The organism is Lentilactobacillus kribbianus (genome assembly GCF_013184075.1).
In the GTDB taxonomy this organism is placed as follows: domain Bacteria; phylum Bacillota; class Bacilli; order Lactobacillales; family Lactobacillaceae; genus Lentilactobacillus; species Lentilactobacillus kribbianus.
Genome location: NZ_JABEQQ010000002.1, coordinates 149,665 through 168,564 on the forward strand (window position 1 = coordinate 149,665; position 18,900 = coordinate 168,564).

An 18,900-nucleotide genomic window follows, 5' to 3' on the forward strand; every position below is an offset into this window, starting at 1 on the left:
GAAGACAAATTGAATGAGAAAAAATTTCATCAATTAAAACTGGTTTGTCTAGGAATAATTATTGGTATTATAAGTGGTATTATTGTTTCTATATTTCGGTTAACTATTCAAACCAATCTTAGCTGGTTTCACCAAGCTTTTCAAAGGGCTCATCATAATTGGTGGTGGCTGGTAATTATTTGGATGATTAATGTTGCTGTTGTTATTATTGTGGGAAATTTGGAAAAACAAGAACCAGCAATTAAGGGTTCTGGTATTCCTCAAGTAGAAGGACAATTACGGGATGAATATCATTACCATTGGTGGTCAGTTTTATGGCGAAAGTTTATTGGTGGTATTTTAGCTATTGGTAGTGGTCTGTTTTTGGGTCGAGAGGGGCCTTCTATTCAATTAGGATCAACAGTGGGGCAAGGAATTGCCGAAACTTTAAAGGTTAAAAACAGTGATCGCAAGGTACTGATTTCCAGTGGGGCTGCTGCTGGGTTAAGTGCTGCTTTTAATGCTCCTTTAGCCAGTGTGATGTTTGTTTTGGAAGAAATCTTTACTAATTTTTCGACCAATATTTGGGTGGTGTCACTAACATCAGCGGTAGTAGCTGATGGCGTTGCTTTGAAAGTATTTGGCTTAAAGCCAGTACTAGCAATGCCTAGTCATAGCTTGGCTGTAGGTCAACTAGGCTGGGTGGTTACTTTAGGGATTGTTTTAGGCTTATTAGGACGATTATATCAATGGGCTACATTAAATGTCGCTTGGATTTACCGGCGCTTAAAACATTTACCTAATCAATATTGGGGACTCGTTCCATTGATATTAGTTATCCCAGTTGGCTTTTATGTCCCTTATTTGTTAGGTGGCGGTAGTCAAATTATTTTGCAATCGGCTAACCAGGTTCATATACCAGCTTTAACCACCTTGTTTGGCGTTTTAGTGCTTAGATTTATCTTTTCGGTTTTTTCATATGGATCGGGAATGCCCGGTGGCATCTTTTTGCCGATGCTTTGTATTGGTGCCATTACTGGAGAAATCGTTGCGACGGTGTTAGTTCGAGCTAATTTAATTAGTGCCAGCTTAATTACTAGCTTCATTATTTTAGGAATGGTAGGCTTTTTTGCTGGTGTTAGTAAGGCTCCGTTTACGGCAGTATTACTAATTACTGAAATGGTGGGATCATTAACTCATTTAGTTAGTTTAGCTTTAGTGAGTCTAGTAGCTTACTTAGTAGTTGACCTGTTGAGTGGTGCCCCAATTTATTATTCTTTGTTGCATCAATTACTGAATAAACGTTTACCAGGAACCAAAACCATTACCATCTCACAATCTGTGTTTGTAGGGGCGTTAGCTGATGGTAAGTTAATGAAAGATATTGCTTGGCCAGAGCACTGTTTAGTTACTAAAGTGAAACGAAGTGAAAAAGAATTTGCGCCGACTGGGTCTTCTCAAATCCATGCAGGGGACCTGTTAACCATTGAAATTCAAGATGCTGATGTTTCTAAAGCACGAAAAACGATTATGGCTTTAATTCATTAATCGAATAAAATAGTAGCTAAAAGAACCGAAATGTGGTAAATTGAACAGAGTAGAGAACGGCCGAGTGATTTTTAGGAGGCTTCAATTTGTATAATTTATTGTTAACATTATTGTTGATTGACTGCGTGTTGATCATAATTGCAGTATTAATGCAACCTTCAAAAACTAATGATGCCATGTCAGCTTTAACAGGTGGAGCAGATGATTTATTTGCTAAACAAAAGCCGCGTGGGTTTGAAGCATTTATGCAAAAAGTTACTCTTGTGTTAGGAATTCTTTTCTTTGCCCTAGCATTAGGACTAGCTTGGTTATCATCACATTAGTGAAAGCCTCCTGTTTCAATACGGGAGGTTTTTTATTATAATTAGAAGTGTTGGATGACTGGGGGCTTAATGATGATTCAAAAACCGAATTCATTTTATTTTAAACATGGATCAAAAGGGATTATTTTACTACATGCTTTTGCTAGTAATCCTAATGATGTTCGTATGTTAGGACGACACTTAGAAAGGCAAAATTATTCCGTTTATGCTCCAATGTTTACTGGCCATGGAACTGGCGATTTTATCGATATATTAGCCAATGGTTCTGTGAAATCCTGGTGTCAGGATACACAACGAGCTATTGAATTTATGAAATCAGAAAAAATGGATTCTATTAGTGTTTTCGGAATATCATTAGGTGGTATTTTTGCTACCTGGGCTTTAGAGCATAATCCGGACTTATTAATGGGTGGCGAATTTGGTTCACCAATCATTAGTGATGATCATTTTAACGTTCATAATCTTTTTATGAGTATGGCAAAAGCTAATTATCAAAAATATCAAGTCAATGAACAAATTGCAGCAACAAAGTTGAAGTGGTTAGAAGAAAATGTTGATAAACGTTTGACTGAAATTGCCCAATTTGCGCATCAAGTAGCTAATGACTTAGATTTAATGAAACAACCTTATTTTGTGGGGCAGGGATTAGCAGATGAAGTTATTAACCCTAATAGTGGACAGCGGGTTGTTGAGGCATTACCAGCAAACCAAGTTACATTTCATACCTACCCTGCAGGTCATATGTTAACTGTAAATTCAGCTCATCAACAATTAGAAAACGATTTAAGTGAATTTATTAATCAAAATTATAAGTAAATGAGGATAATTGATTGCAAGATAATAATTTAAAATTAGAAATAGAAAACGTGCTCCGAAGTTATCCGGACAATACTTTTTCCGTAGAAAAAATTGCGGATGTATTAAAGTATCATGGTTCGGCAGCTTTTAAGCTAATTATTCAAGAATTAGCTACAATGGAACGCGAAAAAATTGTGGTAGTTACCGATAATGGTAGCTTCCAGTTAAATCCAGAACAACGTAAGTTAGAAGGAGTTTTTCACGCAAATGATAAAGGTTTTGGTTTCATCGCTTATGATGAAAACCAACCAGATGCATACGTGGCACCTGATAATACAATGTACGCTTTAAATGGTGATACAGTGCAGTTCGAGATTACTCGTCCAGCTGCAGCGGGATCCGATCGTGGCCCAGAAGGTAAAGTGGTAGCGATTACTGAACATAAATATGAAACGGTAGTGGGTTCTTTTGATCAAACTGATGATGATCATGGCTACTATGGTCAAGTCAAATTAACGGATAAAAAGATTTCTAAGTATCATTTTTATATTAATGATATTGGAATTAAACCAACACCGGGAGAAGTCGTTACTGCCCAAATTACAGAATATCCCAATGCTGACCATCCTGATTATATGGTCGGAATTGCTAATCAAGTGATTGGCTCTGTTGATGATCCCGGTATTGATATTTTACAGGTCGTTTATGCCCACGATATTCCGGCAGAATTTCCTACCGATGTTTTGGAAGCTGCCGATCGAATTCCTGATCATGTTTTACCAGAAGAAATGGAAGGCCGAGAAGATATTACCGACCAAAACTTAGTGACCATTGATGGTGAATCTTCTAAAGATTTGGATGATGCCGTTACCGTTTGGAAATTACCAAATGGTAACTATCATTTAGGAGTTCATATTGCTGACGTGAGTCATTATGTTACTCCTGGTAGTCCCATTGATAAGGAAGCTTATCGCCGAGGAACATCAGTTTATCTAACTGATCGAGTAATTCCAATGTTGCCAAGACGACTTTCTAATGGTATTTGTTCTCTTAATGAAGGGGTTTTACGACTATGCATGAGTTGTGAAATGGAAATTGACCCTAATGGTAACGTAGTTAAAGAACGGATTCATCCTAGTGTAATGAAGTCTAAAGCTCGGATGACTTATACTGATGTGAATAAGATCATTGAAGCTCATGACGAAAAAACTAGACAAAAATATGAAGAACTCGTCCCAATGTTTGATGATATGGCTGATTTACACCGTATTCTTTACAAGAATCGTAAAATGCATGGTGCCATTGACTTTGATGATCGAGAAGCAGAAATCATTGTTGATGAAAAAGGACATGCTATTGATATTAAGGTTCGAGTACGGGGCTTGGCAGAACGAATGATTGAATCATTCATGCTTGCTGCTAATGAAACTGTCGCTCAACATTATTTCGAAGCTCATGTACCATTTATTTATCGAGTACATGAAACTCCTGATGCTGATCGAATCAGAAAATTCTATGAGTTCTTAACGGCATTTGGTATTAATGTTAAAGGTGATCCAGAACACATTCGGCCTAAAACATTACAAAATATTTTGAAAAAAGTAGCTGGTCAACCTGAGGAAACGATGGTTTCAGTTATGATGTTAAGAAGTCTAAAACAAGCTAAGTACTCAGATCAGTCGTTAGGACATTTTGGGTTGGCAGCGCCATATTATACCCACTTTACATCACCAATTCGACGTTACCCAGATACTATGGTTCACCGGATGATTCATTACTACGAAGATAATGGTATTAACGATGAAACCAAGCAAAAATTTGCCAATGTTTTAGATGAAATTGCTGTGCATACTTCTGAAACTGAACGACGAGCCATAGATGCCGAACGAGATACTGATGCGATGAAGAAAGCAGAATACATGGCTGATCATGTTGGCGAAGAATTTGATGCTGTCATTAGCTCTGTGTTGAAATTCGGAATGTTTGTGGAATTACCTAACACGGTTGAAGGATTAGTTCACATCAGTCGTATGAAGGACGATTACTATGAATACGTTGAACAATTTATGGCCTTGTCTGGTCGTAATACCCACCGAACTTATAAAATGGGACAACCAATTCGGGTGAAAGTGGTTAATGTTGACGTTGAACACAGTGCAGTTGATTTTGATATTGTTAATCCAGAAGATACGCCGGTTAGTGATATCTTGCCGAAACGAACCCACCAACGGCGTAATAATGACCATCGTGGACATAATAATCACAATGGACATAATCAACACCGCAATAATAATGGTAACCGTAATAGTAACAATAAGCGTCAATCAAATAATCGCTCTAAACATTAATGAGTGAAGGGATGTGAGTGTATGGTTAAACATAAATCTAATCCTAAAGATGATAATTTAATTACTCAAAATAAAAAAGCACGTCATGATTATGCCATTAGCGATACTTATGAAGCTGGGATGGTATTAACTGGTACGGAAATCAAGTCTCTTAGAGATCGACGGGTGAACTTAAAAGACGGTTTTGTGCAGGTAAGAAATGGAGAAGCTTGGTTGATGAATGTGCATATCAGTGAGTATGCACAAGGTAACCAGTTTAACCATGATCCTTTGCGAAATCGCAAACTACTTCTGCATAAAAAGCAAATTAAACAGCTAGGCAATGATACTAAGGACAAAGGTGTTACTATTGTCCCTTTGAAAATGTACATTAAAGATGGTTTTGCTAAAGTATTAATTGGAGTAGCTACTGGAAAGCACGAATACGACAAACGAGAAGATATTAAAAAACGTGATCAAAAGCGACAAATTGATCGAGTGTTGAAGCATTATTAAAAAGGTTACGGCAAAACTGATAATTTGCCGTAACCTTTTTATATTTTATATACAAAACAGTGATGTAGTCGTGATTTGATTTTGATTGAATGTTATTTTTAGATACCATAATTAACTTGATTATTCATTTTATGGTGGGGAGAGATTTTCATTCTAGGATGACCTAGCATTGCTGCAATACAGATAGTGGTTGGCTCTGTCTCAATTTGATCAGTAGTTATTTCACGAATAAAAGTAGCATCATTATCCAGTCGCTCTAATTTAGTTATTTGATGTCGACCTTTGAAAAAATTATATTTTTGGGTGACAGAATTACCTGTTACCAAGATGTTTTCGTGTTTCAGGTAAATAAATTCTTGATTTAAAACAGTAATGTGTAGCCTAGCAATTGCGATGGTTTGATTTTCAATGCTCAATTCGAATTTGGCATTATTACCAATGGTCAGTTGTTTAATTTCGGCCAGAGGATCACCAGTTAATGAGTAAACAATGAAGCCATCACCAATTAATCCCCATGTTCCCATAATGAAATATTTGGTGTCGTGGTAGCCATCAGCTACTTTGGCAAATTGGGTTTGATCCAATTCGGTTTGGTTAAAAGTCAACGCTCGCGTCATTTTTGCTAGTCCTCCTTTTGGGCTTAATTCTAACACGTTCTCTAAATAATTTCTGGACTGAAAATGATTTATGATTATGGTACAATAAAAGGCGAGGTGTTAAGGATGAAACCGTTTATTCATAATGATTGGTGGCCAATTTTGGAACCAGAATTTGAAAAAGATAATTATCAACAGTTACGCAAGTTTTTGGTTCATGAATATAATACTCAAAATATTCATCCCGATATGAATCATATTTTTGAAGCCTTTAATTTAACTCCATTTAGTCAGGTTAAGGTAGTTATTTTAGGACAAGATCCATACCACGGTTACCATCAAGCGCACGGATTAAGCTTTTCAGTGCAACCAGGAGTGGCAATTCCACCCTCATTGTTAAATATTTACAAGGAACTACAAGCAGATGTGGGGGTTCAACCGGTTCAAGATGGTTATTTAGTAGATTGGGCCAAGCAAGGGGTATTGATGATGAATTCGGTACTCACGGTAAGAGATGGGCAAGCATATTCCCACCAGGGGAAAGGCTGGGAACAAATTACTGATTATGCCATTCAAAAGCTTTCCGAGCGATCAGAACCAGTTGTCTTTATTTTATGGGGCAGAGCGGCCCGTAATAAAATTAAATTAATCGATACTACTAAAAATACGGTTATTGAATCTGCTCATCCCAGCCCATTATCTGCATATCGCGGTTTTTTTGGATCTAAACCATTTTCTAAAACTAACCAAGCATTGATTAATTATGGTGAAACGCCAATTAATTGGCAATTACCTGAACGAGTGAACCAATAATTTAAAACTTACTATTTATCATGGAGGGATTTACGATGGAACTATTTGAGAGTATGAAGGCCAAAATTTATGGCAAGAATATCAAAATTGTTTTTCCAGAAGGCGACGATGTTAGAATTTTAGGTGCCGCCGCACGTTTAGCAAGTGATAATTTAGTTACTCCAGTTGTATTGGGTAATCCTGATCAAATTAACCAAATTGCGACTGATAATAAAATTAATACTACTCAATTGGAAGTAGTTGATTATTTGCACCAACCTAGTGACGTGATTGATACAATGGTGAATGCTATTGTTGAACGTCGTAAGGGAAAGACTGATGAAGCTAAGGCTCGTCAGTGGCTTCAAGATCCTAATTATTTTGGAACTACTATGGTTTATATGGGCAAGGTAGATGGAATGGTTTCAGGAGCTAACCATCCCACTGGAGACACCGTTCGGCCAGCTCTTCAAATCATTAAAACTAAGCCAGGAGTTAAGCTCATTAGTGGCGCCTTTATTATGCAACGGGATGCGGAACGCTATTTATTTGCTGATTGTGCCATTAATATTGATTTAGATGCTAATGGAATGGCAGAAGTAGCGATAGAAAGTGCTAATACTGCCAAATTATTTGATATTGATCCTAAGGTTGCTATGTTAAGCTTTTCTACTAAGGGTTCAGCTAAGGGTGATATGGTTACTAAAGTACAAGAAGCCACTAAGATTGCTCAAGAAAAGGCACCAGAATTACCATTAGATGGTGAATTACAATTTGATGCCGCTTTTGTACCATCTGTCGGAGAAAAGAAAGCACCTGGTTCTAAGGTAGCAGGTCACGCTAATGTTTTTGTTTTCCCAGAACTTCAATCAGGTAACATTGGTTATAAGATTGCTCAGCGTTTGGGAGGCTTTGAAGCTATTGGTCCTATCTTACAAGGTCTTAACCAACCAGTTTCTGATTTGTCACGTGGTGCTAATGAAGAAGACGTTTATAAAGTAGCAATCATTACTGCTACCCAAGCGCTTTAATAACGTGTAAAATAAAAATCCGAACAGCCCGATTTCGGGAGGTTCGGATTTTACTATTTATAAGTAATCGAGGAACACTAAATGAAAAAAATAATACAATTAAATTCGGCCGCAGAAACTACCCATTTGGGTGAGCAATTAGCCGATAAATTACAACCAGGAGACTTATTATTATTGGATGGTGATTTGGGGGCCGGCAAGACTACCTTTACTAAAGGTTTAGCCGTTGGACTAGGGATTAAACGTCCGGTTAAAAGTCCCACATTTACCATTGTTCGAGAATATCAAACTGGTAGAATGCCGCTTTATCATATGGATGTTTACCGCCTAGAAAATGGTGGTGGTGATGAACTGGGATTAGAAGAATACATTAATGGTGATGGGGTAGTTGTTATTGAATGGTCACAATTTGTCCAAGAGGAGTTACCAGATAATTATTTAAAATTATCATTTCGACGGGATGATACTCAAGGAGAAAATTATCGACAACTTATTATTGAACCATTTGGCAAACACTATGAAGATTTAATTGATCAATTAATCGAGGATAAATAAAATGGCTGAGGTTGAATTACGATTAGCAGATGCAGTTGATGCAAGTCAAGTGCTGACATTATTAAAGCAGTTAACGCAAGAATCAGATACTTTTATGGTTGATACGGATTTACGTCAAATTGATGTTGCTACGGAAGCACGTCAAATTGATTTAATTAATCAAACCAAAACCAATCTATTAGCAGTAGCAGAATATGATAACCAATTAATCGGTATCGTAACAGTAGATCAGGTTAATTGCGTTGAAGGTGAATTAGGCGTGGCGGTTCTTGCTGACTTCCAACACAATGGAATTGGGACGGCTTTAGTTGATTTGGCGGTTGATTGGTTTGATTCATTTAGTCAATTAAATGAACTAAGTTTGCAAGTATATGAGACTAATACGGTGGCGGTTAATTTATATAAACGTTTTGATTTTGAAATGATTAATAAGCAATCTAAAAATGAACAAGTGATTTTTAATATGTTGCGAAAAAAAACTAGCAATGATTAAATCATTACTAGTTTTTTTGCATTTTGATAAATGGTTTCAGCCTATCGGTACCGAATTTTTGGTCCTGATTAATTAAAATATTAGCACAAGCGATACTATCATCTAGGGCATTGTGATGATGAGTTAGCTCAATATTTAATTCATCACAAACGGTATTTAACTTATAATTACTAAATCCCGGATATAAATTGCGAGAGGTTTTAACGGTATCTAGGGTTGGATAGCTAAAAGTTGGTAAATCATAACGCAGCAGTGTTTGTTTTAAAACGCTATTATCAAAGGTAGCGTTGTGGGCTACAATTAATTGTTGGGTTTCAAATAATGCTGAGATGTGTTGCCAAACCTCTGGAAACGTTGGGGCATCAGCTACATCATTAGCTGTAATTCCGTGTACTTGAATATTACGCCAGTTAAAATCCATTTCCGGATTAATTAATGAGTAAAATTTAGCCTCAATTTGATCATTTTCAACCACAGTTAAAGCGATAGAACAGGCACTAGCACGTTTACTAGCTGCGGTTTCAAAATCTAGTGCAACAAAATTCAATATTATCACCTCGTATCTTAAAAATTATAGTAATTTTTGGCAGTAGAAGCAAGTTTTAAACAGGAACAGTTTGATTAGCAGTTAAAATCAAGTAAAATAGAATAATAATAAAATAAGGGACGAAGGCAATGAAAAATTATCAATCATTTAAAGACCAATTTTCTAATATCGAAATGTATTTAGACCAACCATTATCCAAATACACCCATACTAAAACCGGAGGGCCCGCCGATATTGTGGCTTTTCCCGAAACTGAAACAGAAGTGCAGGAAATTTTAGAGGCAGCTAAAGATCAAGCTATTCCCGTGACGGTTATTGGTAACGCCAGTAATCTAATTGTGAGAGATGGTGGCATTCGCGGATTAGTAATGATTTTAACCAAAATGATTAAAGTTATTCATGATGGTAATCAATTAATCGCTCAAGCTGGTGCTGCTATTATTGAGGTTACTAAAATTGCGCAAAGTTTTTCATTAACTGGATTAGAATTTGCCGCAGGAATTCCAGGTAGTGTTGGTGGTGCAACTTTTATGAACGCCGGGGCTTATGGTGGTGAAATCAAAAATGTCGTTAGTGCGGCCAAAGTGATTACTGAAACTGGCGAAATAAGAGAGCTGAATAATCAAGAACTAGATTTTGGATATCGTCATAGTAGCGTCCAAGATGACCACGAAATTGTTTTAACCGCTACTTTTGCGTTACAACCAGGTAATCCAATTGATATTCAAGCCGAAATGGATGAATTAAATGCTCGTCGAGCAGCTCGCCAACCATTAGAATTACCATCTTGTGGTAGTGTGTTTAAACGTCCAGAAGGATACTATGCTGGTAAGTTGATTCATGATTCAGACTTACAAGGATTTCAAATTGGTGGTGCTCAGGTATCTACTAAACATGCTGGTTTTATTGTTAATGTTGGTGGTGCCACCGCAACAGATTATATGAATGTTATTAAACACGTTCAAGAAACCGTTTATGATAAATTTCAAGTTCATTTGGAAACAGAAGTCCGGATTTTGGGAACTGATCCTGCTAAAAAATAAGGGAGGAATCCAAATTGGAAATTATTGAAGGAGCAATTTTACTAATTTGTTTAGTGTTATTATCCAATATTTTGGATCACTTCATTCCAATGATTCCAGTTAGTTTAATTCAAGTAGTATTAGGATTATTGGCGGCTCTTTTTTTCCACACAGATATTCAACTGAATACTGATTGGTTCTTACTGCTATTTGTGGCGCCGTTATTGTTTAATGATGGTCGTCGATTTCCTAAAAAAGAACTTTGGGAACTAAGAGGGCCAATTATGGCTAACGCTATTTGGTTAGTATTTTTAACCACGGTCGCTGGTGGATTTATTTTTCATTGGTTAATTCCAACGATGCCGTTATCGGTGACTATTGCTTTGGCCGCTATTTTATCACCAACTGATCCGATGGCAGTTCAATCTATTTCGCAACGAGTAAAATTACCGGATAACGTTATGCATTTAGTAAGTGGTGAAAGTCTCATTAATGATGCAAGTGGATTGATTGCGTTTAAATATGCTATTGCGGCAACAGTGACAGGGTTCTTTTCGTTACAAGCCGCCACTTTAGATTTTGGCTATATCAGTATTATGGGGTTCATCATGGGTGCTGTTATCATGATCGCTATTTTATTACTAGAAGAGTGGCTCTATCAAGAAGGCATTAACGATGTTATCTTTATCACGGTATTACAAATTACAACCCCATTTGTTATTTACTTACTAACCGAAATATTAACGCATGCTTCTGGGGTCATTGCGGTCGTAACGGCGGGTATTATTTCTCATATTTATAATGGTGGCATTAAAAACGAACCGGAATTAACGTTAGTTAGAGAGCGGACCTGGGATATTATTATTTACACGTTAAACGGAGTAGTTTTTCTAATTTTAGGTGTTGAATTACCATTAGCTACTACTAATTTAATTAAAAATGATCAGATTAACACTTTTGGAGCGATCTTTTTATCATTCATAGTGTGGCTGGTAATTTTATTAATTCGAGTGGCTTGGATTTTTATTTACCAACTATGGAATCATTTCACTAAAAAGAATTTTAAGGGGCAACAGACGGTTCGGGATAGCTTTAGAACGGCTTTGTTGGCTGGATTATCTGGAGTTCGTGGTGCCGTAACGATGGCCGGAGTCTTATCAGTACCAATTGTATTAAATTCCGGAGCAGATTTTCCATCACGGTCATTAATGCTATTCATCGCGGCTGGTGTAATCATTATTAGTTTAGTAGCAGCTACGATTACGTTGCCATTAGTATCAGCCGGAACTACCGGCTTTTTAACTAGAGCGTCTGCTGCAGATGATGAAGCTAATCATCCTGATGCTGATCCGGCTGAGACTGCTAACTTGATTAGTGAAGATGAAGCCCGAATTTATATTATGCAATTGGCAGTTCAACGAATTGAAGAAGAACGTCGCGATTATAATTCTCGTGAAGTTTTTGACTTGATCTTGGATTATCAATTTTTAATCAGAAATTTGCAATTACAAATGAAAGATAAGGAAACCATGAATCGCGTGCTATCTGATGAGGTGGCCTTACGTCGAGTGGCCTTAGCTGGTGAACATCAAGCATTAGAACAGCTGTGGCACGATAAACGAATTTCAGAAAAAGCTTTTCAAATTGCTACAAAACAATTAAATCATCAGGAAAATAAGTTGATGGATTCTTATATTCAACGTCGTAATCATCGCCGGAGTGATCTATTTTATTGGTTTAGACAATTAAGAAAATGGGTGTTAATTCGATTTTATCGTAAAAAACGTAGTGATGCCGAACTAACTGAATTAGCTCTAGCTCAACGGGAACAAGCTAAGGGAGCTATTAAAAGCTTGGCCAAATACTTAGCCCGCGAAGATATTGATAACCATCGTTTTGAAAGTCAATCAGTTTATCATTTGATTGTTCGTTATCGAAATCAAATTGAACGTGCTGATGATAATCCGAGACAACAGGCTGAAAATGTGCAAAGCGAGGAATTATACCAAGCCTTACGAGTGCGTGCTTTGTCGGCTGAACGAGAAGGGGTTCAAATTTTGCTGGAACAAGGCCGAATTAACTGGTCGATGGCTACTAAGTTAAGACAATATATTAATTACTCGGAAACTGTATTGATTATGAGTTCGTCTGAAGATAGTTCTGAATAGAAAAAAGCCTCATATCATTTGATATGAGGCTTTTTTATTTGGTAGGTTGATTAATTTGTCCATTTTTAAAGATAAACAAGGCCCAATAAATTACTAATTGTACAATAGTTAATAATCCAATAAAAATAATAGAACTTTGGTTCCACATATTTAAAATGGGTTTAATAAAAAGTTCCGGAGTAATAAATAAGTAAACGGTATGAATTCTTAAAAAGCGGCCAATAAAAATACCAATAGCTGACAATATAGAAATAATGGTAATTCCTAAGGGAGCTATTTTTTGATTCATATGTAATCTACTAATGACGCCGTCGTTAATTTGTTTAACTCCCCACATGCCAATAATCGTGGCCGGAATAGCACTAACGATTAAAAGGGTAAAGTTTAGCCACATGTTTAAATCTAAGCGTAATAAACCATTAGCCCCGTATGGTTGTAACAAGGAGAGGTGAAATAAGTCAGTTAATAAATAAGGAGCGTTGGGATAGAATAATAGCCAAATAATTACTAACGGCCAAAAGAGAATTCCGCTTTTGGGTTTATTAACGCCGATATGAAAACTTAGTTCAATTGGTATATATGCCAAAAAGGTATTCAAAACTAAGAAATTAAAGGGTGGTTTAGCCAATAAAAATAAAATAATTAACCAAATTACGTAAAACAATCTGATTGACCATTTCAATTGTGTATTCATAAGTAGACCTTCTCTCTGCAACTCCTATTAAACGCTATATGGTACTAAATTGCTAATGATTGGTTCGATAATAACTATTTTTTATAAAATCTTGATAAATCGATTAAAATCAATGGATAAATTTCGTGGACTAGCGTTCCAATGATATAATAAATCTGAAGAAAATAAAAGGAGCGTTGCCATGGACTGGTCCAGTATTTTTAACCTACAAAATTTAATCAACTTAATCGATATCTTAGTGGTGTGGTTTATACTTTATGAACTAATTTTAATGGTTCAGGGGACAAAGGCCGTTCAATTACTTCGAGGTATCATTATTATTGTCATTTTTAAATTAGTTAGTTGGTACGTTGGCTTAACCACTGTGTCGTGGATTATGGACCAAGTAATTAATTGGGGTGTTATTGCAATTGTTATTATTTTTCAACCGGAAATTAGACGAGGCTTGGAACACTTAGGTCGAGGCTCCTTATTTGCCAAAACTAATAAAGAAAATGAGGCAGCTAATCAATTAATTGAGGCTTTGGATAAGGCGATTCAATATATGTCTAAGCGACGCATCGGTGCTTTAATTACAGTCCAAATGAATACTGGTTTGGAAGACTATATTGAGACCGGTATTACTTTAGACGCTGATGTAAGTGGCGAATTATTAATTAATATTTTTATTCCCAACACGCCTTTGCACGATGGGGCAGTTATTATTCAAGGAAATCGAATTGCCGTAGCAGCAGCTTATTTGCCTTTATCACAAAGTAATTTAATTCCTAAAGAATTAGGGACTAGACATAGAGCAGCGGTTGGCATTTCTGAATTGACTGACGCCATGACGGTGGTGGTGTCTGAAGAAACTGGTGAGGTTTCAATTACCCAAAATAATGAGTTGTTTAGAGGCATGACTCAAGAAGATTATTTGAAATACTTTAGAACGCAATTACTTAAGGCACCGAGTGATAGTGGTCATAAAAATTTATTAGAAACCATTTCGAATTACATTGATACTCATTTTAGAGGGGGGAATTAATTTGAAGAATATGTTTAATAATAAGTGGTCTATGCGAATTTTAGCTTTAATTTTTGCCATTTTATTATTTGTCTATGCCGACAGTTCAAAAGTTAATTCCACTAGAGATCCTAATAGAAAAAATCAAATTATTAAGTTGAGTTCCACGAAGAGTGCTACCGTTTCGGTACCATTATCATTGACGGTTAATAGTAACAAATATTTTGTGACTGGTTATCCAGAAAAAGTTTTAGTTCATTTAACGGGACCAGCTGCATTGGTGACAACAACGGCTAATACGCAAAATTTCAAGGTTTATGCTGATTTGTCAAAGCTGGGAATTGGGCATCATACAGTTTCGATTCAGCAAGAAGGTCTCAATAGTGAGTTGCGTTATCGTTTTGAACCAGCTAAGATTAATGTTGATGTGCAACCGCGAAAGACGGTTAGCTATCCGTTGACAGTAAAATATGATAAAAATAATATCGCTACCGGTTACACGGCTGGCAAGGTTACTACTGATACTAAAACTGTAAAGGTGACAGGGGCACAAGATTCTATTAATAAAGTGACCTCAGTGGTTGCTAAACTAAATATACCGCAAAATGCTAAAACAACGGTTGATAGTCAAGCAGTGATTGAAGCATTGGACGCGAATGGAAAAACCGTCAATGTAGTCATTACACCAGCGACGACTAATATTAAATTACCAATTGCGTCTGGTGAAAGTAAGGAAGTACCAGTTAAATTAGAGCCTAAAGGACAAACTGGTTCTAGCGATAAAGTAAAATTATCGACCACTACTGAACGGGTAAAGGTTTTTGGAACTGATAGTCAATTAGCTGACCTAAAGGAAGTATTAGTTAAGGTCAATACTAGTGATGTTTCTCAGACCAAAACTAAGCGAGTCACATTGGACGCTAAACTAAATAAAGTTGCTGGTTTTGAACCAGACTCAATCCAAGTTAAGATTGAAAAATCAACTGAATAATTAATGAAGAAATTGAGGAATTAAAGATGAAATATTTTGGAACTGATGGTGTTCGCGGGATCGCCAATCAAGAATTGACGCCAGATCTAGCATATCGTTGTGGAAGAGCTGGTGGTTATGTATTGACTAGCCACTCTGAACGTAAGCAACCACAAGTTTTAGTTGCTCGAGATACTCGTATTTCTGGTCAAATGTTAAAAGAATCTTTGGTAGCCGGATTACTATCGGTTGGTATCGAAGTCCTAGATTTAGGGGTAATCACCACTCCGGGGGTGGCATATCTAGTGAGAAACCAAGAAGCAGACGCCGGGGTCATGATTACCGCTTCTCATAATCCAGTTGAATATAATGGAATTAAGTTTTTTGGTGGTGATGGTTATAAATTATCTGATGCTATGGAAGAAGAAATTGAAGCCATTTTAGAAAATCCAGTAGATAACTTACCCAAGCCAGCTGCTGAAGGCTTAGGAACTATTAATGATTATCGGGAAGGTAGCCAGAAGTATATTCACTTTTTGGAACAAACTATTTCAACTGATCTGACTGGTCTTAAAGTAGCAGTAGATGCAGCTAATGGTGCTACTAGCAAGTTAGTTACCAATCTATATGCTGATTTGGAATTAGATTTTAAAACCATGGCCACCACGCCTAATGGTTTAAATATTAATGATCAAGTGGGGTCTACTCATCCAGAGCAACTGCAAAAAATGGTAGTTGAAGAAGGCGCTCAAGTAGGAATTGCCTTTGATGGTGATGGTGATCGCTGTATTGCAGTGGATGAAAAAGGTAATTTGATCAATGGTGATACCATTATGTACATTTGTGGTAAATACCTGGCTGAACGTGGTCGATTGAAAAAAGATACAATTGTTACCACGGTTATGAGTAATTTGGGAATGTATAAAGCAATGGAACGAGAAGGCCTAAAGGGTGTTAAAACTCAAGTTGGTGATCGTTACGTTGTTGAAAAGATGAATGAAGACGGTTATAACTTAGGTGGCGAACAATCAGGGCATATAGTGTTTCTAGATTTTAATACCACTGGTGATGGCATGTTAACTAGTCTTCAATTATTAGCTATTTTGAAAGAAACTGGCAAACCACTTTCTGAACTAGCTGGTGAAGTCAAAGTTTATCCACAACGCCTGATTAACGTTAAGGTTAGTGATAAAAAACATGCCTTGGATAATCCAGCTATCAAACAAGTAATTAACGATGTTGAAACAGAAATGAACGGTGACGGACGGGTTCTGGTACGGCCTAGTGGAACTGAGCCATTATTGCGCGTAATGACTGAAGCTCCAACCCAAGACTTGGTCGACAGTTATACTCAAAGAATTGCCGATGTAGTTGCTAAAGAAATTGGCATTGAATAAATTATTTTAAAGGATTAATCAAGTAATTGATTAATCTTTTTTTATAGCAAATTGAAACCGATTGCTTTTTTTAATGCTATTTTTGCATGATGTAGACCAATTTACGATGATCTATAATGATAATTATGATAAAGATTGACAAAAGCTATTTATGTGGTTAAATTAAACATATCGAAGTAAAGTTAACTAATGATAAGTGTATATACCAATCTTTAATACTAGGAGAATTGATTATGTGTGGAATTGTTGGAGTTACAGGAAATGACAATGCAGTTTCTATTTTATTAGAGGGATTACAAAAATTGGAATACCGGGGTTATGATTCAGCTGGTATTTATGTTAATGATTTACATGGTGAAGATTATTTAGTTAAAGAAAAAGGTCGAATTGCTAATTTAACTGCTGCCGTTGGACCAGAAGTTCACGGGTCAACAGGAATTGGTCATACTCGATGGGCCACTCATGGTGGTGTTAGTGTTGCTAATGCTCATCCCCAAGTTTCTGAAGATCATCGTTTTTATTTGGTACACAATGGTGTGATTGAAAACTTTAAGGAACTTAAGGCAGAATACTTAAGCGACGTAACTTTTACCAGCCAAACTGATACGGAAGTCTTTGTTCAATTAGTTGATAAATTTGTTCGTGAAGAGAATTTAACTACTAAAGAAGCTTTCTTAAAATCAATTTCTCTACTGAAGAAAGGATCTTCATACGCTTTCTTGCTTATTGATAGTAATGATCCAGATACTTTATACGTAGCTAAAAATAAGAGTCCATTATTAGTTGGATTAGGCGAAGGTTGCAACGTTGTTTGTTCCGATGCTTTAGCAATGATTAACGTTACTCATGAATTTTTGGAATTAAAAGATGGCGAAGTGGTTACTATCAAACCACAATCTGTTGAAATTATTGATCAAGCTGGTAACCAAGTTGATCGTGATAGTTTCCATGTAGAAATGGACGCTCAAGATACTGATAAAGGTACTTACCCATACTACATGTTAAAAGAAATTGATGAACAACCAAACGTAATGCGTAAGTTAGCACAAACATACCTACTTGAATCTGGAAAAACCACCGTTGATCCAGCTTTAATTGAAGATATTAATCAAGCTGATCGCTTGTACATTATTGGTGCTGGTACTAGTTACCATGCTGGATTAGTGGGTAAAAAATTATTTGAAAAATTAACCCATATTCCAACTGAAGTCCACGTTGCTTCAGAATTTGCTTACGAAAAGCCATTGCTTAGTGAACATCCATTCTTTATTTTCTTGACTCAAAGTGGTGAAACGGCAGATAGTCGTGAAGTACTAGTTAACGTTAATGCTGGTGACTACAAGAGTTTAACTATTACCAATGTTCAAAATTCAACCTTATCACGAGAAGCAACTTATACTATGCTATTGGGTGCTGGTCCAGAAATCTCCGTAGCTTCCACTAAGGCTTATACGGCTCAAATTGCAGTTGAAGCTATTTTAGCTAAGGCGGTTGGTATGGCTAAGGAACAAATTGTTGCTGAAGAATTTGATTTACGACAACAATTAGGACTAGTGGCTACTGGGATGCAAGCTATTATCGATGAAAAAGATCAAGTTGAAGAATTAGCTAAAGAATATTTTGTACCAGCTACTAGAGCCTTTTATATTGGTCGCGGAATTGATTACTTTGTTTCACTTGAGGCAGCCCTTAAACTTAAAGAAATTTCTTATGTTCAAGCTGAAGGTTTTGCTTCCGGGGAATTAAAGCATGGAACAATTGCCTTAATTGAAGAAAATACTCCAGTTGTGGGTATTATTACTCAAGATGATACTGCTAGCTTAACTCGCAGTAATTTACAGGAAACATTGTCTCGTGGTGCCAAGGTGATGACTATTGCTCGCCAAGGGGTGGCCAATGCTGACGATACTATCGTAATTGCTGACGTTGATGAGTTAATCATGCCATTATTAAGTGTGGTACCAGCACAATTACTGGCATACTACACTAGTCTTAATAAGGGCTTGGATGTTGATCGTCCACGTAACTTAGCTAAGAGTGTTACCGTTGAATAAAAAAAAAAGAATCCGTTTTGGATTCTTTTTTATTTGCAAAAATGGTCTAGATGTTTTATTATTGGACTATACCGAAATAAGAGGGGC

18 protein-coding genes are annotated in these 18,900 nt (G+C 36.6%); 15 read left to right on the forward strand and 3 right to left on the reverse strand.

Annotated elements, in window-relative coordinates; all coding sequences use genetic code 11:
* Positions 1–9: 9 nt before the first annotated feature.
* The 5 genes from HII32_RS05425 (at position 10) to smpB (ending at position 5,491) form a co-directional block, all read left to right on the forward strand.
* Positions 10–1,527 (forward strand): ClC family H(+)/Cl(-) exchange transporter, encoded by a 1,518-nt coding sequence (locus HII32_RS05425; RefSeq protein ID WP_172189124.1) that lies wholly within the window; start codon positions 10–12, stop codon positions 1,525–1,527.
* Between the two features lie 86 nt (positions 1,528–1,613).
* Positions 1,614–1,850 carry a preprotein translocase subunit SecG gene (gene secG / locus HII32_RS05430; RefSeq protein ID WP_172189126.1) on the forward strand — a complete coding sequence of 79 codons (237 nt, stop codon included), beginning with the start codon at positions 1,614–1,616 and terminating at the stop codon, positions 1,848–1,850.
* Positions 1,851–1,922: 72 nt separating this feature from the next.
* Positions 1,923–2,666, forward strand: a complete 744-nt coding sequence (locus HII32_RS05435; RefSeq protein ID WP_216655654.1) for an alpha/beta hydrolase — start codon at positions 1,923–1,925, stop codon at positions 2,664–2,666.
* A gap of 14 nt (positions 2,667–2,680) precedes the next feature.
* Positions 2,681–4,996, forward strand: coding sequence for a ribonuclease R (gene rnr, locus HII32_RS05440; protein ID WP_172189128.1), 2,316 nt, complete (start codon positions 2,681–2,683; stop codon positions 4,994–4,996).
* Positions 4,997–5,017: 21 nt separating this feature from the next.
* Positions 5,018–5,491, forward strand: a complete 474-nt coding sequence (smpB, locus tag HII32_RS05445) for an SsrA-binding protein SmpB (protein WP_172189130.1) — start codon at positions 5,018–5,020, stop codon at positions 5,489–5,491.
* Between the two features lie 98 nt (positions 5,492–5,589).
* Here smpB and HII32_RS05450 read toward each other — a convergent pair whose 3' ends face one another.
* Positions 5,590–6,108 carry an LURP-one-related/scramblase family protein gene (locus HII32_RS05450; RefSeq protein ID WP_172189132.1) on the reverse strand — a complete coding sequence of 173 codons (519 nt, stop codon included), beginning with the start codon at positions 6,106–6,108 and terminating at the stop codon, positions 5,590–5,592.
* Positions 6,109–6,213: 105 nt separating this feature from the next.
* Here HII32_RS05450 and HII32_RS05455 point away from each other — a divergent pair, with 105 nt between their 5' ends.
* The 4 genes from HII32_RS05455 to HII32_RS05470 all read left to right on the forward strand — a co-directional run bounded on the left by HII32_RS05455 (position 6,214) and on the right by HII32_RS05470 (position 8,958).
* The gene (locus HII32_RS05455; protein WP_172189134.1) at positions 6,214–6,900 is read left to right on the forward strand and encodes a uracil-DNA glycosylase; all 687 of its coding nucleotides are present in this window, start codon (positions 6,214–6,216) and stop codon (positions 6,898–6,900) included.
* Between the two features lie 35 nt (positions 6,901–6,935).
* A complete protein-coding gene (gene pta, locus HII32_RS05460; RefSeq protein ID WP_172189136.1) occupies positions 6,936–7,910 on the forward strand; it encodes a phosphate acetyltransferase in 975 nt (324 codons plus the stop codon).
* Between the two features lie 81 nt (positions 7,911–7,991).
* Positions 7,992–8,465 carry a tRNA (adenosine(37)-N6)-threonylcarbamoyltransferase complex ATPase subunit type 1 TsaE gene (tsaE, locus tag HII32_RS05465; RefSeq protein ID WP_172189138.1) on the forward strand — a complete coding sequence of 158 codons (474 nt, stop codon included), beginning with the start codon at positions 7,992–7,994 and terminating at the stop codon, positions 8,463–8,465.
* Between the two features lies 1 nt (position 8,466).
* Complete coding sequence (locus tag HII32_RS05470) at positions 8,467–8,958, forward strand: GNAT family N-acetyltransferase (RefSeq protein WP_172189140.1); 492 nt, start codon at positions 8,467–8,469, stop codon at positions 8,956–8,958.
* Positions 8,959–8,965: 7 nt separating this feature from the next.
* Here the strand turns inward: HII32_RS05470 and HII32_RS05475 are convergent, their stop codons facing one another.
* Positions 8,966–9,505: a 3'-5' exonuclease gene (locus HII32_RS05475; protein WP_172189142.1), complete on the reverse strand. Its 540-nt coding sequence runs from the start codon at positions 9,503–9,505 to the stop codon at positions 8,966–8,968.
* Positions 9,506–9,633: 128 nt separating this feature from the next.
* Between HII32_RS05475 and murB the strand changes: the two genes are divergently transcribed.
* Positions 9,634–10,548 (forward strand): UDP-N-acetylmuramate dehydrogenase, encoded by a 915-nt coding sequence (gene murB / locus HII32_RS05480; RefSeq protein WP_172189144.1) that lies wholly within the window; start codon positions 9,634–9,636, stop codon positions 10,546–10,548.
* A gap of 14 nt (positions 10,549–10,562) precedes the next feature.
* A complete protein-coding gene (locus HII32_RS05485; protein ID WP_172189146.1) occupies positions 10,563–12,695 on the forward strand; it encodes a cation:proton antiporter in 2,133 nt (710 codons plus the stop codon).
* Positions 12,696–12,729: 34 nt separating this feature from the next.
* Here HII32_RS05485 and HII32_RS05490 read toward each other — a convergent pair whose 3' ends face one another.
* Positions 12,730–13,389, reverse strand: coding sequence for a DUF1361 domain-containing protein (locus HII32_RS05490; RefSeq protein ID WP_172189148.1), 660 nt, complete (start codon positions 13,387–13,389; stop codon positions 12,730–12,732).
* A gap of 181 nt (positions 13,390–13,570) precedes the next feature.
* Here HII32_RS05490 and cdaA point away from each other — a divergent pair, with 181 nt between their 5' ends.
* The 4 genes from cdaA to glmS all read left to right on the forward strand — a co-directional run bounded on the left by cdaA (position 13,571) and on the right by glmS (position 18,813).
* The gene (cdaA, locus tag HII32_RS05495; protein ID WP_172189150.1) at positions 13,571–14,413 is read left to right on the forward strand and encodes a diadenylate cyclase CdaA; all 843 of its coding nucleotides are present in this window, start codon (positions 13,571–13,573) and stop codon (positions 14,411–14,413) included.
* Position 14,414: 1 nt separating this feature from the next.
* Entirely contained in the window at positions 14,415–15,383 is a 969-nt protein-coding gene (locus HII32_RS05500) for a CdaR family protein (RefSeq protein ID WP_425483271.1), read from the forward strand.
* A gap of 26 nt (positions 15,384–15,409) precedes the next feature.
* Positions 15,410–16,759: a phosphoglucosamine mutase gene (glmM, locus tag HII32_RS05505; protein ID WP_172189152.1), complete on the forward strand. Its 1,350-nt coding sequence runs from the start codon at positions 15,410–15,412 to the stop codon at positions 16,757–16,759.
* A 233-nt stretch (positions 16,760–16,992) separates the two neighbouring features.
* A complete protein-coding gene (glmS, locus tag HII32_RS05510; protein ID WP_172189154.1) occupies positions 16,993–18,813 on the forward strand; it encodes a glutamine--fructose-6-phosphate transaminase (isomerizing) in 1,821 nt (606 codons plus the stop codon).
* Positions 18,814–18,900 lie beyond the last annotated feature (87 nt).

What these genes read in the sequence shown, in the direction of transcription:
- HII32_RS05435 (WP_216655654.1), top strand. Translation starts at nt 1,923, where the DNA reads ATGATTCAAAAACCGAATTCATTTTATTTTAAACATGGATCAAAAGGG.
- glmM (WP_172189152.1), top strand. Translation starts at nt 15,410, where the DNA reads ATGAAATATTTTGGAACTGATGGTGTTCGCGGGATCGCCAATCAAGAA.
- cdaA (WP_172189150.1), top strand. Translation starts at nt 13,571, where the DNA reads ATGGACTGGTCCAGTATTTTTAACCTACAAAATTTAATCAACTTAATC.
- tsaE (WP_172189138.1), top strand. Translation starts at nt 7,992, where the DNA reads ATGAAAAAAATAATACAATTAAATTCGGCCGCAGAAACTACCCATTTG.
- HII32_RS05455 (WP_172189134.1), top strand. Translation starts at nt 6,214, where the DNA reads ATGAAACCGTTTATTCATAATGATTGGTGGCCAATTTTGGAACCAGAA.
- pta (WP_172189136.1), top strand. Translation starts at nt 6,936, where the DNA reads ATGGAACTATTTGAGAGTATGAAGGCCAAAATTTATGGCAAGAATATC.
- HII32_RS05490 (WP_172189148.1), bottom strand. Translation starts at nt 13,389, where the DNA reads ATGAATACACAATTGAAATGGTCAATCAGATTGTTTTACGTAATTTGG.
- HII32_RS05470 (WP_172189140.1), top strand. Translation starts at nt 8,467, where the DNA reads ATGGCTGAGGTTGAATTACGATTAGCAGATGCAGTTGATGCAAGTCAA.
- murB (WP_172189144.1), top strand. Translation starts at nt 9,634, where the DNA reads ATGAAAAATTATCAATCATTTAAAGACCAATTTTCTAATATCGAAATG.
- HII32_RS05450 (WP_172189132.1), bottom strand. Translation starts at nt 6,108, where the DNA reads ATGACGCGAGCGTTGACTTTTAACCAAACCGAATTGGATCAAACCCAA.
- glmS (WP_172189154.1), top strand. Translation starts at nt 16,993, where the DNA reads ATGTGTGGAATTGTTGGAGTTACAGGAAATGACAATGCAGTTTCTATT.
- smpB (WP_172189130.1), top strand. Translation starts at nt 5,018, where the DNA reads ATGGTTAAACATAAATCTAATCCTAAAGATGATAATTTAATTACTCAA.